The following is a 26,991-nucleotide window of genomic DNA, read 5'->3' as shown; positions in this document are numbered from 1 at the left end:
AGCGAAGGAGTCACCATGACCGCCCTCAGCACCGAGCAGACCCACGACCGCACCGCTCCGGCCCCCGAGCCGGGCGAGCAGCCGGTCAGCGACAACCTCCCGCTCACGCCGTCCCAGCTGAAGGCGTTCGGCGAGGAGATGGACGCGATCCGCCAGCGCATCATCGCCAGCCTCGGCGAGGAGGACGCGGACTACATCCACCGGGTCGTCAAGGCCCAGCGCGCCTTCGAGGTCGCCGGCCGCGCCCTGTTCTACGTGCCGCCGGCCTGGCCGCTCGCGGTCGCCGCGCTCAGCGTCTCCAAGATCCTCGACAACATGGAGATCGGCCACAACGTCATGCACGGGCAGTACGACTGGATGGGCGAGCCCGGCCTCAGCTCCCGCATGTACGAGTGGGACAACGTGTGCCCCTCCGAGCAGTGGAAGTACAGCCACAACTACATCCACCACACGTTCACCAACATCGTCGGCAAGGACCGCGACATCGGCTACGGCATCCTGCGCATGGACGCCGACCAGAAGTGGCACCCCTACTACCTGGGCAACCCGGTCTACGCGTTCCTGCTCATGGTGTTCTTCGAGTGGGGCGTGGCGATGCACGACCTCGAGGTCGAGAACATCGTGGCCGGCAAGCGGAAGATCTCGGAGAACGCCGCGCTGCACCGCGGGATCATGCGGAAGGTGAAGCGCCAGGCCCTCAAGGACTACCTGCTGTTCCCGGCGCTCACGGGCCCGCTCTTCCCGCTCACGCTGGCCGGCAACGCGACCGCGAACCTGGTGCGCAACATCTGGGCGTTCAACATCATCTTCTGCGGCCACTTCCCGGCGGGCGTCGCGACGTTCTCCGTCGAGGAGACCGAGAACGAGTCGCGGGGCCAGTGGTACCTGCGCCAGCTGCTCGGGTCCGCCAATATCACCGGCGGCAAGCTGTTCCACCTGATGACCGGCAACCTGAGCCACCAGATCGAGCACCACCTCTTCCCGGACCTCCCCGCCCGCCGCTACCCGGAGGTCGCCGCCGAGGTCCAGGAGATCTGCGAGCGCTACGGCCTCGAGTACCACACGGGCCCGCTGGGCAAGCAGCTCTTCAGCGTCGCCGCCAAGATCTGCCGCTTCGCCCTGCCCGACCGCGCGTCCGACGTGCCGGGCCTCTCGACGCTCGCGGGTGCTGCCGGTCTCGTGACGCGCTTCGTCTCGCGCCGGCCCTCGGTTGCGGTCGTCCCCGACGCGGCCTGACACTGCATCCATGACCGACGACCGCGGGAGCCGCGACCAGCTCAGCAAGGCCGAGATCTCGAAGGACGTCCTGCAGACCTCGGTGGAGATCGCCGCCACCACGGTCGGTCGGGTCGCCGCCATCGTCACGGGGGCCGTGCGCGACGTGGCGCACGCCGTCGGTGACGGGGCGACAGAGGTCTTCGAGCTGCGCGACGCCGCCCGGCGCGCCAGCTCCGAGCTCGAGACGGACGACGGCCCCGGTCGCCCGCCCGGCCCGACCACTCCGACCGCCTGACCACGCCGGCCCGCCCCGAACCGGGGCGGGCCGGTGGGGTTCGGACGGGGTCGCGCGGGGTAACTGCTCACGGGGTCGCGCGATCGAGCGGCCACCGGGACCGGCCGTCGAGCGGTCGGTCCGTGCGTCGTCGTCGAGGAGGTGCCCGTGCAGCAGCCCGGGGGTGAGATCGGGAGCTACCAGGTCGGCGAGAGCATCGGCCACGGTGGCATGGGTGTCGTCTACCGCGCCGTGCACAAGGACCTCGACCGCGAGGTGGCCCTCAAGGTGCTCGCGCCGCAGTTCTCCGCTGACGAGGAGTACCGCCAACGGTTCCTCAGCGAGGCGCGCACGCTGGCGCGGCTCGAGTCGAACCACATCGTCGCGATCTACGACGCCGGCCAGCACGAGGGCTCGCTCTACCTGGCGATGCAGCTCGTCACCGACGGCGACCTCTCCGCCTGGCTGGGCTCCTACGGACCGATGCCCCCCGCCGTCGCGCTCGACCTCCTGCGCCAGGTCACCGAGGGGCTCGGCACGGCCCACGACGCGGGCGTGCTGCACCGCGACATCAAGGCCTCGAACGTGCTGCTGCGTCGCCTCTCCGACGGCTCGACGCGCGCCTACCTCTGCGACTTCGGCATCGCCCAGACCGCCGACGTCTCCCACACCCGCACCGGCGGTGTCGTCGGCACGTGGGCCTACCTCGCCCCCGAGCGCCACCAGGGCGTGCCGGCCTCGCAGGCGAGCGACATCTATGCGCTCGGCTGCCTGCTGTGGGCGATGCTCACGGGCAGCACGCCGTACGCCGGGGTCACCGACGTCGAGGTGGCCATCGCCCACATGAACGCGCCCGTGCCGCAGATCCCCGGCGGGTCGCCGGAGGTCCGGGCGCTCAACCACCTGCTCTCCCGCCTCCTCGACAAGGACCCGGCCCGCCGGCTGGGGTCGGCCGACGCCGTGCTCGACGACCTCGACCAGGTCGCTCAGGTTGTCGGCTCTGGCGGCGCTCCGCTGCCGTCGGCCGGAGGCGCCGGCCGTGGCGGGGCGCCGCAGCGCACGGGAGGCTCCCGCGCGGCCACGGCGCCCGACCGCTCCGTCGGCTCGCGCGGCTCTGCCGGCTCCGGTGGCTTCGGACCGCCGGCCGGCGGCGGTCGCACGCAGGCCGCGTCGTACGGCGGCGCACCCGGCCACGCACCCCGGAAGAGCAAGCGCACATGGATCGCCGCGGCGGTCGCGGTCGTGCTGGTCGTCGCCGGCGGTGTCGGGGCGACGGTGCTGCTCAACCAGGGTGACGAGGGCGGCGGCGGGGGCGGCGGTGGCGAGGAGACGACCTCGACCGAGGTGCCCTTCGCCGACGACACGCAGCCCGGCATCATCGCCGACGCCACGCTCACGACCACCCCGTGCGAGGACTCGCCCGGTGGCCTGCGCGTCACCGGGCTGCTGCCGGAGACGGGCATCCTCGCCCAGCAATCACCTCCCGCGTACGGCGGACTCGGCCTCGCCGTGAGCGACATCAACGACGCCGGCGGCGTGCTCGACGAGCCCGTCTGCCAGGCGGTCGTCGACAGCGCCGACGGGGACGCCCTCACCACGGTGCAGAGCAGGGACTTCGCGACCGACGTCGTCATCGGTCCCATCCAGTCCGAGCTCGCCGACACGGTCGTCCCGGTCCTCGACGAGGAGGAGATCGTCAGCATCTCCCCGTCGGCGTGGATCAACGACCGCAGCGGCGCCTCGCCGTACGCGTTCCGCACGATCGGCGACATGACGACGATGGGCGACGCCCTCGCCCGGATGATCCTGCGGCGCGTCGACGCCGGGGACGGCGCGGCCATCGTGACCGCGGACGAGAACTTCTCGATCCGGTCCCGCGACGCCATCCAGACCTCGCTGGAGCAGGTCGGCATCACCTGTGCGTTCGGCTGCACGGGCGCCGGTCAGGACATCCCGGAGGACACGGTCGACTTCGCGCCGGTCGTGGCGAACGTGCTCGCCTCGGGGGCGGAGGTCGTCGTCTCGAGCGGCTACCTCGACGGCTCGGCGCTCCTCACCGCGCTCTCCGCAGCGGGTTGGACGGGCCCCGTCTACTTCTCGGCGGTCAGCGACACCGAGTTCGTCAATGTGCCGGCCGACATCCTCGCGAACACCGGCTCGATCTTCCCCGCCAAGCAGGCGCCCCAGGAGTTCCTGGACCGCGTGCAGGACTGGTACTCGCTGGGGGAGGGCGGCTCCGTCCCCACCCCGTTCCTCGCGGCCGAGTCGTACGACGCCGTGGTGCTCGCCGCCCTGGCCGCGACCCGCGGGGGCGGCACCGACTCCGAGACGATCGCCGACAACATGCGGGCCGTGTCGGGCAGCGAGGGCGGCACCCAGTGCGCCACCTTCCGCCGCTGCGCCGCACTCCTCGAGGCGGACGAGGAGATCGTCTACCGGGGCGTCTCCGGCGGTGGGCCGATCAACGAGGACAACGACCTCACCGAGGCCCTGTTCAGCTCGATCACGTTCGACGAGACCGGCGCGGCCGTGCGCGCCGAGGAGCAGGTCCAGGGCCGCAAGCGCTGATCCCGGCGCGTCGAGTCGCGCTCGGGGCGGCCCGGGGGATCAGTCCTCCGGGTCGTCCAGCCGCGCGAGCCAGGTGGCGAACCGCTCGACGGCGGTCTCGAACTCGGGGTGCGCGTCGACGAACCCCTGCAGCTGCTCGGCCACCCAGGCGAGGGTCACCTCCTCGTCCCCCCGGCGCTTCTCCAGCTCCTCGATGCCACGGTCGGTGAAGTACATGCCGACCATTCTCCCCGAACCACCGCCGGGAACGCCGACGGGCCCGGCCGCATCGCTGCGGCCGGGCCCGACGTACCTCTGGCTGATGACCGGCTGACTTGCAGCCGGACCCTCGCTCACGCGAACGCGCGGGCGATGAGCTCCTTCTGCTCCTCCGTGTGGCGCTTCGCCGTGCCGACCGACGGCGACGACAGCGCCGTACGGGTGACGGGCTCGACCGTGAACTTCTCGACGAGCGGCCACGAGTTCAGCTGCAGGTGCGGCCACGGGCCCATGTTGACGGGCTCGTCCTGCACCCAGCGCACCGCCTTCAGGTTCGGGTACTTGGCGATCTCCTCGGCGATGGCCGTGTCGGGCGTCGGGTAGAGCTGCTCGATGCGACCGACGGCGAACTTCGCGCCGTCCTCGCGCTTGGCGCGCTCGACCATGAGGTCCCAGGTGACGCGGCCCGAGCAGAGCAGCAGCGTCTCGACCGACTGCGGGTCGGCCTCGTCGTCGCCGATGAAGGGGCGGTACTGGCCGTCGGTGAAGTCGGCCGGCTGCGAGGCGGCCTCCTTGCGGCGCAGCATCGACTTCGGCGTGAAGACGATGAGCGGACGGTGGCGCTCGCCGAGCGAGTGCTGGCGCAGCAGGTGGAAGTGCGACGCCGGCGTCGAGGGCTGGGCCACCACGAACGCGCCGTCGGCCGCCATCTGCAGGAACCGCTCGATGCGGGCCGAGCTGTGGTCCGGACCCTGGCCCTCGTAGCCGTGGGGGAGGAGCAGGACCACGCCGGAGCGCTGCTGCCACTTGGTCTCCGACGAGCTGATGAACTCGTCGATGACCGTCTGGGCGCCGTTGACGAAGTCGCCGAACTGCGCCTCCCAGAGCACGAGCGCCTCGGGACGGGCCACGGAGTAGCCGTACTCGAAGCCGAGCGCGGCGTACTCGCTGAGGAGCGAGTCGTAGACGAAGAACTTCGCCTGGTCCTCGGTCAGGTTGGCCAGCGGCGTCCACTCGTTCGCGTTGGTCCGGTCGATGATCGTCGCGAAGCGCTGTGCGAACGTGCCGCGACGCGAGTCCTGACCGGCCAGACGCACCGGACGACCGTCCATGAGGAGCGAGCCGAAGGCGAGGATCTCGCCGGTGGCCCAGTCGATCGGGCCGCTGGTGATGGCCGCCGCCCGGCGCTGCAGCTGGGGCAGCACCTTCGGGTGCACGGTGAAGCCGTCGGGCGGCGTCGTGTAGGAGTCGGCGATGCGCTTGAGCACCTCGGACGAGATCGACGTGTCCGTCTCCCCGGCGGGCTTCTCCGGGTAGTCGGGCACCGTCGTCCACTCGGAGGGCTGGCCGGTGGCCTCGCGCACCTCGGTGAACACGCCCTCGAGCTGCTCCTGGTAGTTGCGCAGGACCTGCTCGGCCTCCTCGAGCGTGATGTCGCCACGGCCGATGAGCGACTCCGTGTAGAGCTTGCGCACCGAGCGCTTCTGCTCGATGAGGTCGTACATCAGCGGCTGCGTGAACGACGGGTCGTCGCCCTCGTTGTGGCCGCGGCGGCGGTAGCAGACGAGGTCGATGACGACGTCCTTGTTGAAGGCCTGGCGGTACTCGAAGGCCAGCTGGGCCACGCGGATGCAGGCCTCGGGGTCGTCGCCGTTCACGTGGAAGATCGGGGCCTGGACCATGCGGGCCACGTCGGTCGCGTAGAGCGTCGAGCGCGACGAGCCGGGCGAGGTGGTGAAGCCGACCTGGTTGTTGACGATCACGTGGATCGTGCCGCCGGTGCGGTAGCCGCGCAGCTGCGAGAGGTTGAGCGTCTCGGCCACGACGCCCTGACCGGCGAACGCGGCGTCGCCGTGCACCAGCAGGGGGAGCACGGGGAACTCGCTGCCGCGGTCGAGCACGTCCTGCTTGGCGCGGGCGATGCCCTCGACCACCGGGTCGACCGCCTCGAGGTGCGAGGGGTTGGCCGCGACGGAGACCTTGACCTTGTCGCCGTTCTCGGCGACGAACTCGCCCTCGGCGCCGAGGTGGTACTTCACGTCGCCCGAGCCCTGCACGGTGCGCGGGTCGATGTTGCCCTCGAACTCGCGGAAGATCTGCGAGTACTTCTTGCCGACGATGTTGGCCAGCACGTTGAGGCGCCCGCGGTGGGCCATGCCGATCGTGACCTCCTCGAGGCCCGCCTCGGCGGCGGCCTCGCAGATCTCGTCCAGCACGGGGATCGTGGTCTCGCCGCCCTCGAGGCTGAAGCGCTTCTGACCGACGAACTTCGTCTGCAGGAACGTCTCGAACGCCTCGGCCTGGTTCAGCTTGAGCAGGATGCGCAGCTGCTCGTCGCGCGGCGTCTTGGTGTGCGGCTGCTCCACCCGCTCCTGGATCCAGCGGCGCTGCTCCGGGTCCTGGATGTGCATGTACTCGATGCCCGTGGTGCGGCAGTAGCTGTCGCGGAGGATGCCGAGGATGCTCCGCAGCTTCATGAAGCGGCGGCCCTCGCCCCCGAACGAGCCGGTGGCGAACTCGCGGTCGAGGTCCCACAGCGTGAGGCCGTGGGTCTCCACCTCGAGGTCGGGGTGGCTGCGCTGCTTGTACTCCAGCGGGTCGGTGTCGGCCATGAGGTGGCCGCGCACCCGGTAGGCGTGGATCAGCTCCAGGATGCGCGCCTGCTTGCTGATCTCGTCGTCGTGGTTGGTCGCGATGTCCGCGGCCCAGCGGATGGGCTCGTACGGGATGCGCAGCGACCGGAAGATGTCGTCGTAGAAGTCGTCGCCGCCGAGGAGCAGCTGGTGCACGCGCTTGAGGAACTCGCCCGACTGCGCACCCTGGATGACGCGGTGGTCGTAGGTCGACGTGAGCGTCATGACCTTGCTGATGCCGTTGCGGGCGATCGCGTCGACGGACGCGCCCTGCCACTCGGCCGGGTACTCCATCGCGCCGACGCCGATGATGGCGCCCTGGCCCGACATGAGGCGGGGCACGGAGTGCACGGTGCCGATGCCGCCCGGGTTGGTGAGGGAGACCGAGGTGCCCTGGAAGTCCTCGATCGTCAGCTTGCTGTCGCGCGCCTTGCGCACGATCTCCTCGTAGGCCGTCCAGAAGCCCGCGAAGTCCATCGTCTCGGCGGCCTTGATCGACGGCACGAGCAGCTGGCGCTGGTCGCCCTTCTGGATGTCGATCGCGAGGCCCAGGTTGATGTGGGCCGGCGTCACGAGGTTGGGCTTGCCGTCGACGACCTCGAACCCGACGTTCATCTCGGGCATCGTCTTGAGCGCCTGGATGAGGGCGTAGCCGATGAGGTGGGTGAAGGAGACCTTGCCGCCGCGGGCCCGCGAGAGGTGGTTGTTGATGACGGTGCGGTTGTCCCACAGCAGCTTCACCGGCACGGTGCGCACGGAGGTCGCGGTGGGGACCGTCAGCGACTCCTCCATGTTGGCGACGACACGGGACGGGGCGCCGCGGAGGATCTTGTAGGTCGGCTTGTCGGACGCGGCCGACTTGGCGGCGGGGGCCGCCTCCTTGGCGACGGACTTCGCGCCGCCGCTGGCGGTCTCGGCCGCGGTCGACTGGGGCCGGGGCTTGGCCTGCGGGGTGGGGGAGGAGGCCTTCTCCGGGGCCTTCTCGGCGGCCTTCGCCGCCGGCTTCTCGGGAGCCTTCGCCGGCGCGGCGGCGGGAGCCTTCGCCGGGGCCTTGGCGGGGGCCTTGGCCGGGGCGCTCGAGGCCTGGGGGGCCGAGCCGTTGCCGTTGGTGCTGCCCTTGTCGCCGGACGTGCTCGCGGTGCCACCGCCGTCCGCGCCGAAGTAGGCCTTCCACTCCGCGCTGACGCTGTTCGGGTCACGCTCGAACTGGTCTCGCATCTCGTCGACGAGCCATTCGTTGGCTCCGAAGTCGACGGAGGGGTTGGCAGGGCTGCCAGGGGACTGCGGCACGGCTTGGATCGCCTCTTCCGGGGAGTACGCAATCGGGTGGGGTTCGACCCTCAAGGCTAGACCCACGCGGCAACAATTGCAGGGGGTGGGGCCACATGTCGGCGGCCCTACCGGCGGGTACTCCGAGCCTGACCCCGATTGGATCGTTCAGCATGGCCGGGATCACACCCCGGCGGCTCGGCGCGACGGTCTCCCGTGCCCCGGGCCCGTGGTGCACGGCCGACCTCGGACCCGGGAAACCCGGGTGCCGACCCCGGCCGGTCGTGGTTCGCTGCGGGGATGAACGCGCGCCGCCGGTCCCGCCGTACGGGACCGACCTTCGCCGACCTGGTCGCCGAGGTGCGGGCCGCGCCCGCTCCCGTCGCGCGGGACGTGGGTCCGCCGCCGTTCCGCGACCCCGAGGGACGGGTGCTGGAGCGGGTCGCGAGCAACGTCTCAGCGGCTGCCGCGCAGGCCGCCGTGGTGGCCGGGGCCCGGCTCGCCTGGGAGGGCTGCGGCTGCGGGGGAGGGTGGGGCGGCTGCACGCCGACCTGGCTCGACGCCGCCGCGCGGGCCCGTGCGGTGGCCGCCGGTTCGCTGCGGCTGCGCGGGCGCGTCCACCCGACCTGGATCGACCTCTGGGCGCCGGTGGTGCCGGACGAGGTGGCCGCAGGTCGGTGCCCGCCCGGCGACGTCGTCGTCTACGCGCACGCCGAGGTCGTCTGGGGTCGCGAGCTGTGGTGAGGGGCCCGCTCGGGGCCCCGACCTAGCCTGGCGACATGCGCCCCCGCCCCGAGAAGCCCGGTCCCGACCAGGAGTCCGTCTGGGACTACCCCCGACCGCCGGCGCTCGTCCGCTCGAGCGAGCGGGTCGAGATCTGGGTCGGCGGTGAGCGGGTCGCGAGCTCCGACGGCACGTGGCGCGTCCTCGAGACGAGCCACCCGCCGACCTACTACGTGCCGCGCTCGGACTTCGTCGAGGGCGCGCTCCGGCCCGTCGAGGGCACCAGCTTCTGCGAGTGGAAGGGCGAGGCGGCCTACTTCGACCTGGTCGGCGGCGGTCGTACGGCGGAGCGCGCCGCCTGGACCTACCCCACCCCCACCCCGGGCTTCGTCGACCTCGTCGACACTGTCGCGGTGATGCCCGGCGCCGTCGACCGGTGCACGGTCGACGGCGAGGTCGTCGAGCCGCAGCCCGGCGGGTTCTACGGCGGCTGGATCACGTCGCGGGTCGTCGGCCCGTTCAAGGGGACGCCCGGCACCTGGGGCTGGTGACCTCACGACGTACGTCGGACGCTGGCCCGCCCCGGCACACTGGAGGAGTGGCCACCGACCCCGACGAGCTGTTCGCCAGCTCCAGCGTGCGCGTCCACGTCGTGCGCGGCCTGCTCGGCGCGGCGCTCGCCGTGGCCGCCTTCGCGCTGATCGGCACGGTCGGCGGGTGGTCGCTGCTGCTCCTCGTGCCCGCGGTGGTGCTCTGGCGCGGCTGCCCGACCTGCTGGGCGCTCGGCCTGACGCAGACGCGGGAGCGCGTCGCCAGAGACTGCGCCCCGTGCCAGGTGAAGGGCCGCGAGAGCGTCGGGGTCAGTCCGCCAGCGTGAGGTGCGCCGCCGCCCGGCGGGCGGTGGTCCGTGCGGCGTCGACGTCCTCGCCGAGCGCGAGGGTGACGGCCATCCGGCGCCGACCCGAGACGGACGGCTTGCCGAAGACCCGGACGCTGGTGTCCGGCTCGCGCAGGGCGGCGTCCACCCCGGCGTACCGAGGTGCGTCGATGTCGCCCTCCAGCAGCACGGCACACGAGGCGGCGGGGCCGCGGTCGCGGATGTTCGGGATGGGCAGGCCCAGCACGGCGCGCACGTGCAGCGCGAACTCCGAGAGGTCCTGCGAGACGAGCGTGACGAGGCCCGTGTCGTGGGGGCGCGGCGACAGCTCCGAGAAGATCACCTCGCCGCCGGCGACGAAGAGCTCGACGCCGAAGAGGCCGCGTCCGGTCTCGCCGCAGAGGTCGCGCACGACGGCCGCGGCCACCTCCTGGGCCCGCGCCAGCACGGCGTCGGGCAGCGCCTGCGGCTGCCACGACTCGCGGTAGTCGCCGTCGACCTGCGTGTGCCCGATGGGCGCGCAGAACGAGACGACGTCGGGACCGCCGTCCGTGGCCGCGTGCTTGATCGTCAGCAGGGTGATCTCGACGTCGAAGTCGACGAACCCCTCGACGATGACCCGCCCGGCGCCGGCCCGTCCGCCGGCCTGCGCGTACTCCCACGCCGGGGCGAGGTCGGACTGCTCCCGCAGCGTCGACTGGCCCTTGCCCGACGACGACATCACCGGCTTCACGACGCACGGCAGGCCCACGGCCTCGACGGCCGCGGTCAGCTCCTCGAGCGTGTCCGCGAAGCGGTACGGCGACGTGGGCACCCCGAGCGTCTCCGCCGCGAGCCGGCGGATGCCCTCGCGGTCCATCGTCAGGCGCGTCGCGCGGGCGGTCGGCACGACGTTCACGCCCTCCGCCTCCAGCTCGAGCAGCGTGGGGGTGTGGATCGCCTCGATCTCCGGCACCACCCAGTGCGGCTCCTCGAGCTCGACCACGCGTCGTACGGCGGCCGGGTCGAGCATGTCGACCACGTGGCTGCGGTGGGCGACCTGCATCGCGGGTGCGTCGGCGTACCGGTCGACCGCGATCGTCTCGACGCCGAGGCGCTGGAGCTCGATCGCCACCTCCTTGCCGAGCTCGCCGGAGCCGAGCAGGAGGACGCGGGTGGCGCCGTCCGACAGAGGGGTTCCCAGGATCGTCACGGGGTCAGCCTAGGAGGACGGCCGGCGGCGGGGGTCAGTCGGCGTCGAGCGCGTCCAGCTCCGCCAGCGCCGCCCGGGCCCGCGCGATGCGGTCGTCCTCCGGCTCCTCCCACCACTTCGGTCCACGCTCGCCCAGGCCGTGCTTGGCGAGCCCCGTCCGGTGACGGGCGGCGGCGACCGCGTCGTCGTCCCCGGCCTGCTTGGCGACGCGGGTGCCCGAGCGGCCGCGCCCCAGGTGGGACGTGAGGGCCTCGACGACGTCGTCGGGCAGGCAGGGGTCGGTACGGCGCCAGCGGCGCCCGTTGACCACGAGCCAGCGCTCGTCGTCGGAGTAGTCGTCCTCGGCCATGCCTCCAGGTGCCCCGCGAGGACGGGGCTCACCGGGAACGACGACGGGCCCGACCTCGTGGAGGTCGGGCCCGTCGGGTGTCGCTCGCACCCCCGGCAGGATTCGAACCTGCGACTCCTGGTACCGGAAACCAGTGCTCTATCCCCTGAGCTACGGAGGCCCGCCCGTCGACTGACGTCGGCAACGGGGCTGGGGGAGACCTTACAACCCTGCGGGACCGCCCGCGAACCAGGTGGTGCCGTCGCGCCGGGGCGTCCGCCCCCGGACAGCGGCGCGCGAGCGGAGGCCGAGCGCCGATACCCTGGGCCGGTGACTCCCGAGCAGCTGTCCACCACCGTCCGCGACGCCCTCACCGGGCTCGTCGCCGACGGTGCCGTCCCCCTCGACGCCGCCGACGTGCCCACGAGCGTGACGGTGGAGCGCCCGCGGCAGAAGGGGCACGGCGACTACGCGACGAACATCGCGCTGCAGCTGGCGAAGAAGGCCGGCACGAACCCGCGTGCCCTGGCGACGCTCCTCGCGGAGCGGCTCGAGCAGGACCCCGGCGTCGCCGCGGTCGAGATCGCCGGCCCGGGGTTCCTCAACATCACGGTCGAGGCGGGCGCGCAGGGCCAGGTCGCCGCGCAGGTCCTGGCCGCCGGGGCGTCGTACGGCGACAACGACGCGTTCGCGGGCGAGAAGATCAACGTCGAGTTCGTCTCGGCCAACCCGACCGGCCCCATCCACATCGGCGGCGTCCGCTGGGCGGCCGTCGGTGACGCGCTCGCGCGCATCTTCACGGCCGCGGGGGCCGAGGTCACCCGCGAGTACTACTTCAACGACCACGGCGGGCAGATCGACCGCTTCTCGGGCTCGCTGCTCGCCGCGGTGCGGGAGCGTCCGGCGCCGGAGGACGGGTACGGCGGCCAGTACATCCACGACATCGCCGCCCAGGTCGTCGCCGCGCGTCCCGACGTCACGACGCTCGACGACGAGGCCGCCCAGGAGGTGCTGCGCGAGGTCGGGGTCGACCTCATGTTCACGCAGATCAAGCAGAGCCTCCACGACTTCGGTGTCGACTTCGACGTCTACTTCCACGAGGACGAGCTGCACAGGAGCGGCGCGGTCGAGCGTGCCGTGACGCGGCTGCGCGAGCTCGGCAACGTCTACGACCAGGACGGCGCCGTCTGGTTGTCGACGGGCAAGTTCGGCGACGACAAGGACCGCGTGGTCATCAAGTCCGACGGCGAGGGCGCCTACCTCTCCGGCGACCTCGCCTACTACCTCGACAAGCGCGAGCGCGGCTTCGACCGCTGCCTCATCCTGCTCGGCGCCGACCACCACGGCTACGTCGCCCGCATGATGGCGATGTGCGCCGCCTTCGGCGACACCCCGGGCACCAACCTCGAGATCCTCATCGGCCAGATGGTCAACCTGCTGCGCGACGGCCAGCCGCTGCGCATGTCGAAGCGCGCCGGCACGGTCGTCACGATCGACGACCTCGTCGACGCGATCGGGGTCGACGCCTCCCGCTACGCCCTCGCGCGCTACAGCTCGGACTCCAACATCGACCTCGACCTCGACCTGTGGGCGAGGGCGACCAACGACAACCCGGTCTTCTACGTCCAGTACGCCCACGCCCGCGTCAGCTCGATCCTGCGCAACGCGGCCGACCTGGGCCTCGGACCGGCGGAGGGCGACGCGTTCGACCCGAGCCTGCTCGCCCACGAGAAGGAGGGCGACCTGCTGCGTGCCCTCGCCGCGTTCCCCGGGGTGGTCGCCACGGCGGCCGAGCTGCGCGAGCCGCACCGCGTGGCCCGCTACCTCGAGGACACGGCGTCGACGTACCACAAGTTCAACGACGCCTGCCGCGTGCTGCCCATGGGCGACGAGGAGCCGAACGACCTGCACCGGGCCCGTCTGACCCTGGTCGCCGCCACCCGGCAGGTGCTCGCCAACGGCCTGGGCCTGCTGGGCGTCTCCGCCCCCGAGAGGATGTGACGTGGTCCGCGCGCACGAGGCCGGCTGGGCCCACGCCGAGGGCGGGGTCCGTGGACCGTCCTGGCTCCGCGAGCCCACCGACACCAACGACCTGGTCGCCCACCTCTGGTCCGACAACGCCGTCAAGGGCGCCGACGGCGTCCTGACGATCGCCGGCGTCAGCGCCACCGAGATCGCCGCCACCCACGGCACCCCGGCGTACGTGCTCGACGAGGACGACTTCCGCGGCCGCGCCCGCGCCTTCCGCGACGGCTTCGCCGGCTGGGACGTCTACTACGCCGGCAAGGCGTTCCTCTGCACCGCGGTCGCCTCGTGGGTGAAGGAGGAGGGGCTCTGCCTCGACGTCTGCTCCGACGGCGAGCTGCGCGTCGCGCTGCGGGCGGGCGTCGACCCGGCCCGCATCGGCTACCACGGCAACAACAAGACCGTGCCCGCGCTGCGGCGCGCGGTCGAGGCGGGCGTCGGCCGGATCATCCTCGACTCGTTCCACGAGATCGAGCGCCTGGCGGCCGTGACCGCCGAGCTCGGCGCCACCCAGGGGGTGATGATCCGCGTGACGGCGGGCGTGGAGGCGCACACGCACGAGTACATCGCGACGGCCCACGAGGACCAGAAGTTCGGGTTCTCGATCACGTCCGGCGACGCCTTCGACGCCGTACGGCGCGTGCTCGCCGCCCCGGGCCTCGCGCTCCGCGGCCTGCACAGCCACATCGGCAGCCAGATCTTCGACTCCGCCGGCTTCGAGGTCGCCGCCCGTCGCGTGCTCGCGCTGCACGCCCGGGTGGCCGCCGACCTCGACGTGACCATGCCCGAGATGGACCTCGGCGGCGGTTTCGGCATCGCCTACACGACGCAGGACGACCCGTCGACGCCCGCGATCCTCGCCCGCGAGATGCGCGCGATCGTCGACCACGAGTGCCGGGCGCTGGCGGTCGAGGTGCCCCACCTCTCGATCGAGCCCGGGCGCGCGATCGTCGGCCCCTCGACGTGCACGCTCTACGAGGTCGGCACGGTCAAGGAGGTCGCCCTCGACGGCGGCGCCCGTCGCACCTACGTCTCCGTCGACGGCGGCATGAGCGACAACATCCGTACGGCGCTGTACGACGCCGACTACTCCGCCACGCTGGCCTCGCGCCGCTCGGACGCCGGGCCGACGCTGGCCCGGGTCGTCGGTCACCACTGCGAGGCGGGCGACATCGTGGTCAAGGACGAGTTCCTGCCCGACGACGTCGCCCCCGGCGACCTCGTCGCGGTGCCGGGGACGGGCGCCTACTGCCGGTCGATGGCGTCGAACTACAACCACGCGCTGCGCCCGCCGGTGGTCGCCGTGCGCGACGGACGCTCGCGCGTGATCGTGCGCCGCGAGACGCTGGACGACCTGCTCGCCACCGACGTGGGGCTCGACGCGTGAGCGGCCTGCGGGCGCCCGCACGTGACGCGCTCGTCGTCGCGGATGCCGACGTCGATCCGCGCGACCCCTCCCGTTCGGGCTACCGTGCCTGGGCCGCCACCGTGTCCCGGAAGGACTGAGAACGATGCGAGACAAGGACGCCCTGCGCGTCGCCGTGCTGGGCTGCGGGTCGGTCGGGTCGCAGGTGGTGCGCCTGCTGACCGAGCAGGCCGACGACCTGGGCATGCGGGCCGGTGCGCGCCTCGAGCTGGCGGGGGTCGCCGTACGGCGCCTCGACGCGCCGCGCGAGGTCGACGTGCCCGCCGAGCTGCTCACCACCGACGCGATGGGCCTCGTCACCCGTGACGACGTCGACCTCGTCGTCGAGGTGATCGGCGGCATCGAGCCCGCCCGCTCGCTCATCCTGGCCGCGTTGGAGAACGGCGCGTCCGTGGTCACCGCCAACAAGGCGCTCCTGGCCGAGGACGGCGCGAGCCTCTTCGAGGCCGCCGACAAGGCCGGCCGCGACCTCTACTACGAGGCCGCCGTCGCGGGTGCCATCCCGATCATCCGGCCGCTGCGCGAGTCGCTCGCCGGCGACACGGTCACGCGCGTGCTCGGCATCGTCAACGGCACCACGAACTTCATCCTCGACAAGATGGACTCGTCGGGCGCCGGTTTCGCCGAGTCGCTCAGCGAGGCGCAGGAGCTGGGGTACGCCGAGGCGGACCCGACCGCCGACGTCGAGGGCTTCGACGCCGCGGCGAAGGCCGCGATCCTCGCGTCGCTGGCCTTCCACACCCGGGTCACCGCCGCCGACGTGCACCGCGAGGGCATCAGTGACGTCACGGCCGCCGACGTCCGCTCGGCCGCCGACATGGGCGCCGTCGTGAAGCTGCTCGCGATCTGCGAGCTGCGCGAGACCGACGAGGGCCCCGCCGTCTCCGCGCGGGTGCACCCCGCGATGATCCCGCGCAGCCACCCGCTCGCGTCGGTGCGCGAGGCCTACAACGCGGTGTTCGTGGAGTCCGAGGCCGCCGGTCGGCTCATGTTCTACGGCCCCGGCGCCGGTGGTGCGCCCACCGCGTCGGCCGTGCTCGGCGACCTCGTCACCGTGGCCCGCAACCTGCGCGCCGGCACGCGCGGCGCGGGGGAGTCGGCGTACGCCGCCCACCCGGTGCTGCCGATGGGGGAGACCCTCACCCGCTACCACGTCGCGATCGACGTGCAGGACCGCGCCGGGGTGCTGGCGCTGGTCGCGACGACGTTCGCGGAGCACGGCGTCTCGATCCAGACCGTGCGCCAGGAGGGGCGCGGCGCCGACGCCCAGCTCGTCGTCGTCTCGCACCGCGCGACCGACGCCCAGCTGGCCGCGACGGTGGCGCACCTGGAGGAGATGGACATCGTCCGCGAGGTCACCTCGGTGATGCGCGTAGAGGGAGAGAGCGAATGAGCGACGTCCAGGCCCCGGCCCGCCCGCAGTGGCGCGGCATCATCGAGGAGTACCGCGACCTGCTGGAGGTGCCCGCCGGGCTGCCGGCGATCACGCTGGGCGAGGGCGGTACGGCGCTCGTGCACTCCGGGTGGCTCTCCGGCCTGACCGGTGGCGACGTCTGGCTGAAGGTGGAGGGCGACAACCCGACCGCCTCGTTCAAGGACCGCGGCATGACCGCGGCCATCTCGGTGGCGAAGCACGAGGGCGCGGAGGCCGTGGTCTGCGCGTCGACCGGCAACACGTCGGCCTCGATGGCGGCGTACGCCGCGAAGGCCGGCCTCACGCCGCTCGTGCTCGTGCCCGAGGGCAAGATCGCGGCCGGCAAGATGGCGCAGGCGATCATGCACGGCGCCCAGGTGCTCATGGTGCGCGGCAACTTCGACGACTGCCTGACGCTGGCGCGCCACCTGGCCGACGCCTACCCCGTCGCGCTCGTGAACTCGGTCAACCCGGTGCGCCTGCAGGGCCAGAAGACCGCGGCGTTCGAGATCGTCGACCGTCTGGGCGACGCCCCCGACGTGCACGTGCTGCCCGTCGGCAACGCCGGCAACATCGCGGCGTACTGGCTGGGCTACACGCAGTACGCCGACCTCGGCCGGGCCTCGCACCGGCCCGTCATGCGAGGCTTCCAGGCCGAGGGCGCCTCGCCCCTCGTGACCGGCGAGCCCTTCCCGGACCCCGAGACCAAGGCGACGGCCATCCGGATCGGCAACCCCGCCTCCTGGAAGCTCGCGGTCACCGCGGCGCAGGAGTCCGGCGGCCGGTTCCGTGCCGTCAGCGACGACCAGATCCTCTCCGCGCAGCGCGAGCTCGCGCGCCGCGACGGCGTCTTCGTCGAGCCGGCCTCGGCCACGGGCGTCGCCGGCATGCTCGCCGACCTCGCCGCCGGTGAGTCGTACGCCGGCCTCACCGTCGCCGTGACCGTCACCGGCCACGGGCTCAAGGACACCGTGACGGCGCTCGAGGGCCTCGGTGACGTGGTCGACTCCGTCGTCGACAACGACGTGCACGACGTCGCGCGCGCGGCCGGGCTCTCCTGACGTGCCGGCGGCGGACCCGTCCGGCCCCGTGACCTTCGTCCGTGGCCCGGTCACCGTCAGCGTGCCCGCGACGTCGGCGAACCTCGGCCCCGGCTACGACACGCTCGGGCTGGCCCTGGCGCTGCGCGACGAGCTGACCGGTGAGGTGCTCGAGGCCGGGAACGGCACGCCCGCGCGCCTCGAGATCACGGTCGAGGGCGAGGGCGCCGGGGGAGGCGTGCCCCTGGACGAGTCGCACCTCGTGGTGCGCTCGATGCGCCTCGCGTTCGAGCAGATGGGCCTGGCCCAGCCGAGCGTGCGCCTGCACTGCGTCAACGTGGTGCCCCACAGCCGCGGTCTCGGCTCCTCCTCGGCGGCCATCGTCGGCGGGCTCGCCCTGGCGCGAGCGCTCGTGCTGGACGGCGCGGACCGTCTCGACGACGCCGACCTCTTCGGGCTCGCGGCCCGGCTGGAGGGCCACCCGGACAACGTGGCCCCGGCGTGCTTCGGCGGGTTCACGGTGTCCGGCAGCGAGGGCGACACGTTCTTCGCCGTGCCGTCGCCCGTCGCCGACGGTGTGTCCGCCGTCGTCTTCGTGCCGCCGACCCCGGTCTCGACGGCCGTGGCGCGCGGGCTGCTGCCCGCGGAGGTGCCGCACGCCGAGGCCGCCGCGAACGCGGCACGGGTGGCCCTGCTCGTCGTGGCCCTCGGTCAGCGGCCCGACCTGCTGCCCGCGGCGACGCGCGACTACCTGCACCAGGACTACCGCGCCCCGGCGATGCCGGAGAGCGCCGAGCTGGTCCGGGCCCTGCGGGCGGACGGCGTGGCCGCCGTCATCTCGGGTGCCGGCCCGACGGTGCTGGCCTTCGTCGGCCCGGGTCACGGCGACGACGAGGGCGACGCCGAGGCGACTGACGGGGTCGCCGCGCTGCTCGGGCGCTGCCCGGACGGCTGGGCGGCCCACCACCTGGCGCTCGATCTGGCGGGCGTGGTGGTACGGTGAGCAGCGCGTGATGATCGGTCTGTCTATGACTGCTCGGCGCGGCACCCCCCGGGACACGTCCCGAATGGTGCACTCTCCTCATCGTCCCTGACGCGGATCTCCTTGGCGCCGACCTCTGTCGGTCGTCGGTGAGCCGGCGTGCGACGAGGGGCCAATGACCAAGAGCTGGCGACACGGCACGGTCGTGTCCACCCAGCACTGATCGTGGGAAGGACCTCACGTGACGGAAACGATCGACTCCGCTGCATCTGCCGCCGAGGCGGCCCCCAAGAAGCGCGGCGGACTCAACTCCCTGCTCCTCGCCGACCTCAAGTCGATGGCGGGTGGCCTGGGGATCTCCGGCGCCGGGGGCATGAAGAAGGCCCAGCTCGTCGACGCGATCAAGAACGCGCAGTCGGGTGGCGCCAAGGCGGGTGCCAGCACCCAGAACGCCGGCGCCGACGCTGCTCCCGCGACCGAGAAGCCCGCCCGGGCGCGCCGTACCCGGAAGCCCGCCGACGCCGAGACGGCGAGCGAGGCCCCCGCGGCCCAGCCCCAGGGCCAGCCGCAGGGCCAGCCGCAGGACGAGGCCCCGTCGACGGACGGCGACCAGGGCGGCCGCGCGCCTCGCGAGTCGCGACGCCGCGACCGCACGCAGGCCACCGACGGCGGCCAGGAGCCCCAGAACCGCGACGGCCAGAACCGCGACGGCAACCAGGGCGGCCAGAACAACCAGGGCGGCCAGGGCGGCCAGAACCGCGACGAGCGCTCGGGCGACCAGGGTGGTGCCCGTCAGCGCAACCGCGACGGCAACCAGGGCGGCCAGAACCGCGATGGCGGCAACCAGGGCGGCCAGAACAACCAGGGCGGTCAGAACAACCAGGGCGGCCAGAATCGCGATGGGGGCAACCAGGGCGGCCAGAACCGCGATGGGGGCAACCAGGGCGGCAACCAGGGCGGCCAGGGCAACCAGAACCGCGACCGGAACAACAACCGCGACGACTTCGACGACGAGCAGGGTGGTCGTCGCAACCGTCGTCGTCGGGGCCGCGACCGCGACGGTCGTGACAACAACCGCGACAACAACCAGCGCGGCAACCAGCGCGGCAACCAGCGCGGCAACCGCAACGAGCCCGACACGACGATCCTCGAGGACGACGTGCTCGTGCCCGCCGCGGGCATCCTCGACGTGCTCGACAGCTACGCGTTCGTCCGCACCAGCGGCTACCTGCCGGGCAACGACGACGTCTACCTCTCGCTCACGATGGTCCGCAAGATGGGTCTGCGTCGCGGCGACGCGATCGTCGGCCAGGTGCGTCAGCCCCGTGAGGGAGAGCGCAAGGAGAAGTTCAACCCGATGGTGCGGGTCGACTCGGTCAACGGCGCCGACCCGGAGCAGGCCCTGGGCCGCGTCGAGTTCTCGAAGCTGACGCCGCTCTACGCGCAGGACCGTCTCCGCCTCGAGACCGACCAGTCGAACCTGATCGGTCGCGTCATCGACATCGCCGCCCCGATCGGCAAGGGCCAGCGCGGCCTGATCGTCTCCCCGGCCAAGGCCGGGAAGACGATGATCATGCAGTCGATCGCGAACTCGATCACCGTCAACAACCCCGAGTGCCACCTCATGGTCGTGCTGGTCGACGAGCGCCCGGAGGAGGTCACCGACTTCGAGCGCTCCGTGAAGGGCGAGGTCATCTCGTCCACCTTCGACCGCCCGGCGGGCGACCACACGATGGTGGCCGAGCTGGCCATCGAGCGGGCGAAGCGCCTCGTCGAGCTCGGCCACGACGTGGTCGTGCTGCTCGACGGCATCACCCGCCTGGGCCGCGCCTACAACCTCGCAGCCCCCGCGAGCGGCCGGATCCTCTCCGGTGGTGTCGACTCGGCGGCGCTCTACCCGCCGAAGCGCTTCTTCGGCGCGGCGCGCAACGTCGAGAACGGCGGCTCGCTCACCATCCTCGCGACGGCGCTCATCGAGACCGGCTCGAAGATGGACGAGGTGATCTTCGAGGAGTTCAAGGGCACCGGCAACATGGAGATCCGGCTGCGCCGCGACTTCGCCGACAAGCGCATCTTCCCGGCCATCGACGCCGTCCAGTCGAGCACGCGCCGCGAGGAGCTGCTCATGGGCAAGGAGGAGCTGGCCATCATCTGGAAGCTCCGCCGCGTCCTCTCGGGCCTCGACGGCCAGCAGGCGCTCGAGCTGCTGCTGGAGCGGCTCAAGAAGTCGCAGAGCAACATCGAGTTCCTCATGCAGGTCCAGAAGACGATGCCGGGCGCCGACCAGAACAACGGTCACTGACCCGACCGAGGGCCGTACGGCCCGCCGCCGGGCTCGGGAATGCGCGGATTCGCATCCGCGTTGAGCCCGGTGGCACAATTCGTGCGCTGGTTCCGGTTCACGTGCGCCCATCCGGGGCGGCACGACCCGGCGACCGTAGAAGGAGAGCACCATGCAGAAGGACATCCACCCCGCGTACAACGTGACCAAGGTGACCTGCACCTGTGGCGCCGAGTTCACGACCCACAGCACCTCGCCGAGCGGTTCCATCCGCGCCGACGTCTGCTCGCAGTGCCACCCGTTCTACACCGGCAAGCAGAAGATCCTGGACACCGGCGGCCGCGTCGCCCGCTTCCAGGCCCGCTACGCCAAGGCTGCCCAGAAGTAGCCCCTCTCGAGCGCCGGTCACCGCCCCCACGGGGGAGGTGACCGGCGTTCGGCATTTCGTCCGCGGTCGCCGTCCGGCGCCCGGTTCCCGTACGGCGCACCGCGCCACGGCGTCAGGAGCTCACCCGTGTTCGAGGCAGTCGAGGGGCTCGCGGCCGAGCAGGCGGAGCTCGAGGGCCGGCTCGGCGACCCGGCCACCCACGCCGACGCCCGTCTGGCCAAGCGCATCAACCAGCGCTACGCGGAGCTGTCGACGATCGTGCGCACCTGGCGGGAGTGGCAGCAGCTGGGCGACGACGCAGGCGCGGCGCGCGAGCTGGCGCCGGAGGACGCGGCCTTCGCCGAGGAGGCGGCCGAGCTCGACGTACGGCGCGAGGAGGCCGCGGAGCGGCTGCGACGGCTGCTCGTGCCCCGCGACCCGGCGGACGGCAAGGACACGCTGCTGGAGCTGAAGTCGGGGGAGGGCGGCGAGGAGTCCGCGCTCTTCGTCGGCGACCTGCTCCGGATGTACACGCGGTACGCCGAGCAGCAGGGCTGGTCGACCGAGGTGCTCGACTCCGCGGAGTCCGACCTCGGGGGCTACAAGTCCGTCACCGTCGCGGTGAAGGCCAAGGGCACCCCCGAGCCGGGGGAGGCGCCGTACGCGCTGCTGAAGTTCGAGGGCGGCGTGCACCGCGTGCAGCGGGTGCCGGTGACGGAGTCGCAGGGCCGGGTCCACACCTCCGCTGCCGGCGTGCTCGTGCTGCCGGAGGCGGAGCAGGTCGACGTCTCGATCGACGAGAACGACCTCCGCATCGACGTCTTCCGCAGCTCGGGCCCGGGTGGCCAGAGCGTCAACACCACGGACTCGGCGGTGCGCATCACCCACCTGCCGAGCGGGATCGTCGTGAGCTGCCAGAACGAGAAGTCGCAGCTGCAGAACAAGGACCAGGCCATGCGGATCCTGCGCGCGCGGCTCCTCGCAGCCGCCGAGGAGGCGGCGGCGGCCGAGGCGAGCGACGCCCGCCGCTCCCAGGTGCGCACGGTCGACCGCTCCGAGCGGATCCGCACCTACAACTACCCGGAGAACCGGATCTCCGACCACCGCACGGGCTACAAGGCGCACAACCTCGACGCCGTCCTCGACGGCGACCTCGGGCCGGTGCTCGCCTCCTGCGTCGACGCCGACATGGCCGCGCGGCTCGCCGCGCTGGAGGGCTGACGTGCACCGCAGCGTCGTCCTCCGCTCGACCACCGACCGGCTGCGGGCCGCCGGCGTCGCCAGCCCGGACTCCGACGCCGTCCTCCTGCTCTGCCACGTGCTGGGCATCGCCCGCACCGATCTCTTCCGCGTCGACGACGTCACCGCGGAGGCCGCGGAGGCCCTGGAGGCCCTCGTCGTCCGACGGGAGGCCCGCGAGCCGTTGCAGCACCTGGTGGGCTCGACGACGTTCAGGTACGTCGACCTCGCCGTCGGCCCCGGGGTCTTCGTGCCGCGCCCGGAGACCGAGCTGCTCGCGGGCTGGGCCGTCGACCGGGCGGCCGAGGTCGTGGCCGCCGGGGGAGTGCCCGTCGTGGTCGACCTCTGCACCGGCTCGGGCGCGATCGCGCGCGCCGTCGCCCACGAGGTCCCGCGGGCGCGGGTGCACGCCGTCGAGCTCGACCCGGCCGCCCACGCCTGGGCGGAGCGCAACCTGGCCGGGACGGGCGTCGAGCTGCGCCTCGGCGACATGGCGACGGCGTACGACGACCTGGCCGGCACGGTCGACGTCGTCGTGTGCAACCCGCCCTACATCCCGCTCGAGGCCTGGGAGTCGGTGGCGGTCGAGGCCCGCGACCACGACCCCCACCTCGCGCTCTTCTCGGGCGACGACGGCCTGGACGCCGTCCGTGTGCTCGAGCGGCGTGCGGCCCTGCTGCTGCGCCCGGGCGGTCGGCTCGGCTTCGAGCACGCCGACGTGCAGGGGGAGGCGGCGCCGGCGGTGCTGCTCGCAGCCGGTGGCTGGGGCGACGTCCGCGATCACGACGACCTGGCAGGTCGCGCTCGGTTCACGACCGCGACACTGGCACGATGACTCCCGTGACCGACCCGGACGTGCCCCAGGACGACCCCGCCGCCGAGCCCGTGACCCCGACGGTGAGCCCGGCGGAGCCCGTCGAGGAGCCGGCGACGGAGCCGATCGAGCCGACGACGTCGCCGGTGGCCCCCACGACGACGCCCGACCTCGTGAAGGCGCAGCGCGGCCCCGACATGGTGAAGACCCCCGCCCCGTCGGCGCGCGTGCGGTCGACGGCGACCGACGAGGAGCGCGAGGAGGCGGTCTCCGCCGCCACCGTCGCGATCCGCAGCGGCGCGCTCGTCGTCCTGCCCACCGACACCGTGTACGGCGTGGGCGCCGACGCGTTCGACCCCGCCGCCGTGCGCGGGCTGCTCCAGGCCAAGGGCCGCGGGCGTGACATGCCGCCGCCGGTGCTCATCAGCTCCGCGGTCACCGCCGACGCCCTCGCGCGCACGATCCCGGGCTACGCCCGCGCCCTCATGGACGCGTTCTGGCCGGGGCCCCTGACGCTCGTGCTCCAGCAGCAGACCTCGCTGCAGTGGGACCTCGGGGACACCCGCGGAACCGTCGCTCTCCGCATGCCCGACCACGCGCTGGCCCGGGAGATCCTCGAGCGCACCGGCCCGCTGGCCGTCAGCTCGGCGAACCTGACCGGGCGGCCGGCGGCCGTGACCGCGGTGGAGGCCGACGTCATGCTCGGCGACGCCGTCGAGGTCATCGTCGACGGCGGTACCTCGCCCGGTGGCCAGGCCAGCACCATCGTCGACGTGACGGGGGACCAGGGCCGCGTGCTCCGGGTCGGTGCGCTCAGCATCGCCCGCCTCAACGAGGTGCTCGAACCCCTCGGCGCGACGCTGGTGGACAAGGGCTGAGGGCGTGCGGGAGTACCTCCTCGTCTTCCTGGTCGCCGCAACGGCGACCTATCTCCTGACGGTCGTCGCGCGCGAGATCGCGATCCGCACCGGAGCGGTCGCCCGCGTCCGGGACCGCGACGTGCACGCCGAGCCCATCCCGTACCTCGGTGGCCTCGCCATGCTGGGCGGCCTGGTGGCGGGCTACCTCGTCGCCCGGCAGCTGCCGTTCCTGTCCCTGCGGGGGTCGGAGGAGATGTTCCGCGACGCCGGGGTCGTGATCGCCGCCGGCGCGATGATCTGCGCGATCGGGGTGCTCGACGACCTCTTCGAGCTCGACCCCCTGATGAAGCTGGGGGGTCAGCTGCTCGTCGCGGGCTTCCTCGTCGTGCAGAACGTGCAGTTCTTCTTCTTCGTCGCACCGGGGGGCGGCACGGTCTCCCTCGACCCGACGCAGGGGGCCGCGCTGACGGTCATCATCGTCGTGGCGACCGTCAACGCCGTGAACTTCGTGGACGGGCTGGACGGCCTCGCCGCGGGCGTCGTGGCCGTGGGAGCGCTCGCCTTCTTCCTCTTCTGCTACCAGCTGACGAACATCAACAACGTCTCGCTGGCGTCCACCGGCGCCCTGCTCAGCGCGGTGCTGGCGGGCTCGTGCCTCGGCTTCCTCGCCCACAACTTCCACCCCGCGCGCCTGTTCATGGGCGACAGCGGGTCGATGCTGCTGGGTCTCATGCTCTCGGCGAGCGCGATCACGCTCACGGGCCAGTTCTCGGTGCCCGAGATCTCGGGCGGCGGCGACGGTGGCACCGCGAGCCTGCTGCCGACGCTCCTCCCGATCCTGCTGCCCATCTCGATCCTGGTCGTGCCGCTGGCCGACCTCGTGCTCGCGGTCGTGCGTCGCACGAGCAAGGGCCGCTCGCCGTTCGCGGCCGACAAGCAGCACCTGCACCACCGGTTGCTCGAGATCGGTCACTCCCACCGCAGGGCGGTGCTGATCATGTGGATGTGGGCGGCCCTCATCGGCTTCGGCACGGTCGTCGTCAGCCTCTACTCGAGCCCGGTCGTCATGGTCGGCGTCGGGGTGGCCGCGGTGCTGACGGTGGCCGCGACGTTCCTGCTGCCCGTCGTCAACGACCCGAAGGACGAGGTCGGGAGCCCGTCCGACGGGGCCGCGGCCGCCTGAGGTCGGGCCCGCCGCCGCCCTACTACCGTGCGTCGGAGGTCTTGTGATAGTTTTCACGAGCAGTCGCTCGGTGAGCGCCAGACTGTTGATCCGACCCCCACAGAACGGCCGCCGATGATGACGACCGCCACGACGCGCAGCGCGCAGCGTGCACGCCCCGGAACCCGGGTCGTCGCGTTCACCGCCGTCCCGGTCGTGGTCGGCACGGCTCTCCTCGCGGTCGTGGGCGGTCTCGTCTCCGGCAGCTCCGGTGCGTACGGCGCCCTGGTCGGCGGTCTCCTCCTCCTCGTGGTGCTCGCCTCGAGCACCCTCGTGGTCGACCTCGTGTCGACGGTGGCGCCCGCCCCGGCCCTGCTGGTGGCGCTCGTGACCTTCACCCTGCACGTGCTGCTCGTCGTGGTCGCGCTCCTGGCGATCGAGCGCTCCGGCCTGACGGAGTCGACGCTCCACGCCCAGTGGCTCGGCGGCGCCGTCATCCTGGGGGCGCTCGTGTGGAGCGTGGCCCAGGTCTGGCTGCACACCCGCCTGCGCGTCCCGCTGTACGACCTGCCCGAGCGGCCGGCCGTCCCGAGCGAGAGGGGCCGTGCGTGACCCCCACCACCGACTGCTATTGTCCGGAGCGCGATGACACCGCAGGAACCCACCTCCGACGACGCGAAGACGAGCGAAGCGCCGCTGGCCGATCCCTGGCGCTCCTTCAGCTACCTCGTCTCCGGCGTGCTGGCGTACGGGTTGCTCGGCTGGCTCGCGGACCGGTGGTTGGGCACGACGTTCCTGGTTGCGATCGGCATCCTCGTGGGCGCGGGCCTCGGCCTCTACATGACCTTCGCGCGGTACAACCGCATCGCGCCCCCCAGCACTCCCAAGACCTGAACGAGACCGGTTCCGCACGGAGCTCCTCGATCATCCCTGACCTGACGGCCGACCTGATGAAGGAGCAGTCGCGTTGAGCGCAGGCTTTCTCGCCGCTTCTGGTGACACGTTTACCCCGCCGGGTCCCGGCGACTTCAACCTTCCCCCCGTCGGCCCGGACAAGACGTTCACGTTCCTCGGTCAGGAGATGTACCTCGGCGTCACCAAGCCGATGCTCCAGATCGTCATCTTCGCCGGGCTCGCGTTCGCCTTCCTCTACCTGGCGTCGCGCCACCGCGCCATGGTGCCGGGCAAGCTCCAGTACGTCGGCGAGGCCTCCTACGGCTTCGTCCGCAACTCGCTGGGCCGCGACATCATCGGCAGCCACGACTTCATGCGGTTCGTGCCCTACCTGGTCACGATCTTCTTCCTGCTGCTGTTCAACAACTGGGCCGCGACGATCCCGTTCATCCAGTTCCCGACGTTCTCGCGCACCGGTCTGGTGTACGGGCTCGCGGCGATCAGCTGGCTGATCTACAACTACGTCGGCATCAAGAAGCACGGGCTGCTCGGCTACATCAAGCTGCAGTGCGTGCCCAGCGGCGTCACGGGTCCGATCCTGGTGCTGATCGTGCCGCTGGAGTTCTTCTCGAACCTGGTCGTCCGCCCGGTCACGCTCGCCCTGCGTCTGTTCTGCAACATGTTCGCGGGCCACCTGCTGCTCATCCTCTTCGCCCTCGGTGGCGAGTACCTCCTGCTCCACGGCTCCCTGCTGGTCAAGCCGGTCGGGATCCTGGCCTGGGTGCTCTTCATCGCCGTGGCGTTCCTGGAGCTGCTGATCCAGTTCCTCCAGGCCTACGTCTTCACCCTGCTCAACGCGATGTACATCGCCGGCGCTGTCGCCGACGAGCACTGATCCACCCCGCACCATCCCTGCTCCACCACAGTCCTCTCTCACAACCGAGTGGAACAACCGAAAGGAAATCGCCGTGGACGGCAACCTCAACATGATCGGTTACGGCCTGGCCGCCATCGGGCCTGGTATCGGTATCGGTCTGATCTTCGCCGCCTACATCAACGGTGTGGCGCGCCAGCCGGAGGCCCAGAGCCGCCTGCAGACGATCGCGATCCTCGGCTTCGCCCTCGCCGAGGCGCTCGCCATCATCGGCATCGCCCTCGCGTTCGTCCTCTGACGTCAGCGTTTTCGGCCTCTTCGACGAAGGACAGC

25 protein-coding genes and 1 tRNA gene are annotated in these 26,991 nt (G+C 72.2%); 21 read left to right on the top strand and 5 right to left on the bottom strand.

Annotation, left to right across the window (positions count from 1 at the left end; translation table 11 throughout):
• Nucleotides 1–15: 15 nt before the first annotated feature.
• The 3 genes from K329_RS24185 (at nucleotide 16) to K329_RS29255 (ending at nucleotide 4,060) form a co-directional block, all read left to right on the top strand.
• The gene (locus tag K329_RS24185; RefSeq protein WP_084540939.1) at nucleotides 16–1,236 is read left to right on the top strand and encodes a fatty acid desaturase family protein; all 1,221 of its coding nucleotides are present in this window, start codon (nucleotides 16–18) and stop codon (nucleotides 1,234–1,236) included.
• A 10-nt stretch (nucleotides 1,237–1,246) separates the two neighbouring features.
• Nucleotides 1,247–1,513 carry a hypothetical protein gene (locus K329_RS24180; RefSeq protein WP_052336284.1) on the top strand — a complete coding sequence of 89 codons (267 nt, stop codon included), beginning with the start codon at nucleotides 1,247–1,249 and terminating at the stop codon, nucleotides 1,511–1,513.
• A gap of 147 nt (nucleotides 1,514–1,660) precedes the next feature.
• Nucleotides 1,661–4,060, top strand: coding sequence for a protein kinase domain-containing protein (locus K329_RS29255; protein ID WP_028471883.1), 2,400 nt, complete (start codon nucleotides 1,661–1,663; stop codon nucleotides 4,058–4,060).
• Nucleotides 4,061–4,099: 39 nt separating this feature from the next.
• Here the strand turns inward: K329_RS29255 and K329_RS31190 are convergent, their stop codons facing one another.
• Both K329_RS31190 and K329_RS0102875 read right to left on the bottom strand, forming a co-directional pair.
• Nucleotides 4,100–4,276, bottom strand: a complete 177-nt coding sequence (locus K329_RS31190) for a DUF6104 family protein (RefSeq protein ID WP_169721561.1) — start codon at nucleotides 4,274–4,276, stop codon at nucleotides 4,100–4,102.
• 116 nt (nucleotides 4,277–4,392) lie between these two features.
• Nucleotides 4,393–8,181, bottom strand: coding sequence for a multifunctional oxoglutarate decarboxylase/oxoglutarate dehydrogenase thiamine pyrophosphate-binding subunit/dihydrolipoyllysine-residue succinyltransferase subunit (locus K329_RS0102875; RefSeq protein ID WP_028471882.1), 3,789 nt, complete (start codon nucleotides 8,179–8,181; stop codon nucleotides 4,393–4,395).
• Between the two features lie 279 nt (nucleotides 8,182–8,460).
• Between K329_RS0102875 and K329_RS0102870 the strand changes: the two genes are divergently transcribed.
• Genes K329_RS0102870 through K329_RS0102860 form a run of 3 tightly spaced genes read left to right on the top strand, consistent with a single transcriptional unit; the run spans nucleotide 8,461 to nucleotide 9,760 of the window.
• Nucleotides 8,461–8,904 carry a hypothetical protein gene (locus tag K329_RS0102870; protein ID WP_028471881.1) on the top strand — a complete coding sequence of 148 codons (444 nt, stop codon included), beginning with the start codon at nucleotides 8,461–8,463 and terminating at the stop codon, nucleotides 8,902–8,904.
• A 35-nt stretch (nucleotides 8,905–8,939) separates the two neighbouring features.
• On the top strand, nucleotides 8,940–9,434 hold the full coding sequence (locus tag K329_RS0102865) for a DUF427 domain-containing protein (RefSeq protein ID WP_028471880.1): 495 nt from the start codon (nucleotides 8,940–8,942) through the stop codon (nucleotides 9,432–9,434).
• A 47-nt stretch (nucleotides 9,435–9,481) separates the two neighbouring features.
• Nucleotides 9,482–9,760: a hypothetical protein gene (locus K329_RS0102860; protein ID WP_028471879.1), complete on the top strand. Its 279-nt coding sequence runs from the start codon at nucleotides 9,482–9,484 to the stop codon at nucleotides 9,758–9,760.
• Here the strand turns inward: K329_RS0102860 and purT are convergent.
• From purT to K329_RS0102845, 3 genes are all read right to left on the bottom strand, one after another.
• Entirely contained in the window at nucleotides 9,744–10,952 is a 1,209-nt protein-coding gene (purT, locus tag K329_RS0102855; protein ID WP_028471878.1) for a formate-dependent phosphoribosylglycinamide formyltransferase, read from the bottom strand. The two genes, K329_RS0102860 and purT, sit on opposite strands and share 17 nt — an antisense overlap.
• Before the next feature lie 34 nt (nucleotides 10,953–10,986).
• Nucleotides 10,987–11,301 carry a hypothetical protein gene (locus K329_RS0102850; protein WP_028471877.1) on the bottom strand — a complete coding sequence of 105 codons (315 nt, stop codon included), beginning with the start codon at nucleotides 11,299–11,301 and terminating at the stop codon, nucleotides 10,987–10,989.
• A gap of 87 nt (nucleotides 11,302–11,388) precedes the next feature.
• Nucleotides 11,389–11,461 (bottom strand) — tRNA-Arg (locus tag K329_RS0102845).
• A 149-nt stretch (nucleotides 11,462–11,610) separates the two neighbouring features.
• Here K329_RS0102845 and argS point away from each other — a divergent pair.
• From argS to atpE, 15 genes are all read left to right on the top strand, one after another.
• Nucleotides 11,611–13,281, top strand: coding sequence for an arginine--tRNA ligase (argS, locus tag K329_RS0102840; protein WP_028471876.1), 1,671 nt, complete (start codon nucleotides 11,611–11,613; stop codon nucleotides 13,279–13,281).
• A gap of 1 nt (nucleotide 13,282) precedes the next feature.
• The gene (lysA, locus tag K329_RS0102835; RefSeq protein WP_028471875.1) at nucleotides 13,283–14,692 is read left to right on the top strand and encodes a diaminopimelate decarboxylase; all 1,410 of its coding nucleotides are present in this window, start codon (nucleotides 13,283–13,285) and stop codon (nucleotides 14,690–14,692) included.
• A 124-nt stretch (nucleotides 14,693–14,816) separates the two neighbouring features.
• Nucleotides 14,817–16,124: a homoserine dehydrogenase gene (locus K329_RS0102825; RefSeq protein ID WP_043641913.1), complete on the top strand. Its 1,308-nt coding sequence runs from the start codon at nucleotides 14,817–14,819 to the stop codon at nucleotides 16,122–16,124.
• Nucleotides 16,121–17,206, top strand: a complete 1,086-nt coding sequence (thrC, locus tag K329_RS0102820) for a threonine synthase (protein ID WP_028471873.1) — start codon at nucleotides 16,121–16,123, stop codon at nucleotides 17,204–17,206. The genes K329_RS0102825 and thrC overlap by 4 nt, the downstream gene beginning before the upstream one ends.
• A 28-nt stretch (nucleotides 17,207–17,234) precedes the next feature.
• Nucleotides 17,235–18,188: a homoserine kinase gene (thrB, locus tag K329_RS0102815; RefSeq protein ID WP_028471872.1), complete on the top strand. Its 954-nt coding sequence runs from the start codon at nucleotides 17,235–17,237 to the stop codon at nucleotides 18,186–18,188.
• A gap of 220 nt (nucleotides 18,189–18,408) precedes the next feature.
• The gene (gene rho, locus K329_RS0102810; protein ID WP_028471871.1) at nucleotides 18,409–20,469 is read left to right on the top strand and encodes a transcription termination factor Rho; all 2,061 of its coding nucleotides are present in this window, start codon (nucleotides 18,409–18,411) and stop codon (nucleotides 20,467–20,469) included.
• 151 nt (nucleotides 20,470–20,620) lie between these two features.
• Nucleotides 20,621–20,836, top strand: a complete 216-nt coding sequence (rpmE, locus tag K329_RS0102805) for a 50S ribosomal protein L31 (RefSeq protein WP_028471870.1) — start codon at nucleotides 20,621–20,623, stop codon at nucleotides 20,834–20,836.
• A gap of 126 nt (nucleotides 20,837–20,962) precedes the next feature.
• Nucleotides 20,963–22,036, top strand: coding sequence for a peptide chain release factor 1 (gene prfA / locus K329_RS0102800; RefSeq protein ID WP_028471869.1), 1,074 nt, complete (start codon nucleotides 20,963–20,965; stop codon nucleotides 22,034–22,036).
• A 1-nt stretch (nucleotide 22,037) separates the two neighbouring features.
• Nucleotides 22,038–22,889 (top strand): peptide chain release factor N(5)-glutamine methyltransferase, encoded by an 852-nt coding sequence (gene prmC, locus K329_RS0102795; RefSeq protein WP_028471868.1) that lies wholly within the window; start codon nucleotides 22,038–22,040, stop codon nucleotides 22,887–22,889.
• Nucleotides 22,886–23,746: an L-threonylcarbamoyladenylate synthase gene (locus K329_RS0102790; protein WP_245596418.1), complete on the top strand. Its 861-nt coding sequence runs from the start codon at nucleotides 22,886–22,888 to the stop codon at nucleotides 23,744–23,746. The genes prmC and K329_RS0102790 overlap by 4 nt, the downstream gene beginning before the upstream one ends.
• Before the next feature lie 4 nt (nucleotides 23,747–23,750).
• Nucleotides 23,751–24,911, top strand: a complete 1,161-nt coding sequence (locus K329_RS0102785; protein WP_028471866.1) for a glycosyltransferase family 4 protein — start codon at nucleotides 23,751–23,753, stop codon at nucleotides 24,909–24,911.
• 114 nt (nucleotides 24,912–25,025) lie between these two features.
• Nucleotides 25,026–25,502 carry a hypothetical protein gene (locus K329_RS0102780; protein WP_028471865.1) on the top strand — a complete coding sequence of 159 codons (477 nt, stop codon included), beginning with the start codon at nucleotides 25,026–25,028 and terminating at the stop codon, nucleotides 25,500–25,502.
• Between the two features lie 33 nt (nucleotides 25,503–25,535).
• A complete protein-coding gene (locus K329_RS0102775; protein WP_028471864.1) occupies nucleotides 25,536–25,784 on the top strand; it encodes an AtpZ/AtpI family protein in 249 nt (82 codons plus the stop codon).
• Between the two features lie 73 nt (nucleotides 25,785–25,857).
• Nucleotides 25,858–26,679, top strand: coding sequence for a F0F1 ATP synthase subunit A (gene atpB / locus K329_RS0102770; RefSeq protein WP_028471863.1), 822 nt, complete (start codon nucleotides 25,858–25,860; stop codon nucleotides 26,677–26,679).
• 73 nt (nucleotides 26,680–26,752) lie between these two features.
• Complete coding sequence (atpE, locus tag K329_RS0102765) at nucleotides 26,753–26,956, top strand: ATP synthase F0 subunit C (RefSeq protein WP_043641909.1); 204 nt, start codon at nucleotides 26,753–26,755, stop codon at nucleotides 26,954–26,956.
• Nucleotides 26,957–26,991 lie beyond the last annotated feature (35 nt).

Source organism: Nocardioides alkalitolerans DSM 16699, from assembly GCF_000426525.1.
Taxonomy (GTDB): domain Bacteria; phylum Actinomycetota; class Actinomycetes; order Propionibacteriales; family Nocardioidaceae; genus Nocardioides; species Nocardioides alkalitolerans.
Note: the sequence above shows the minus strand (reverse complement) of the source record. Positions and strands in the feature narration are given on the sequence as shown.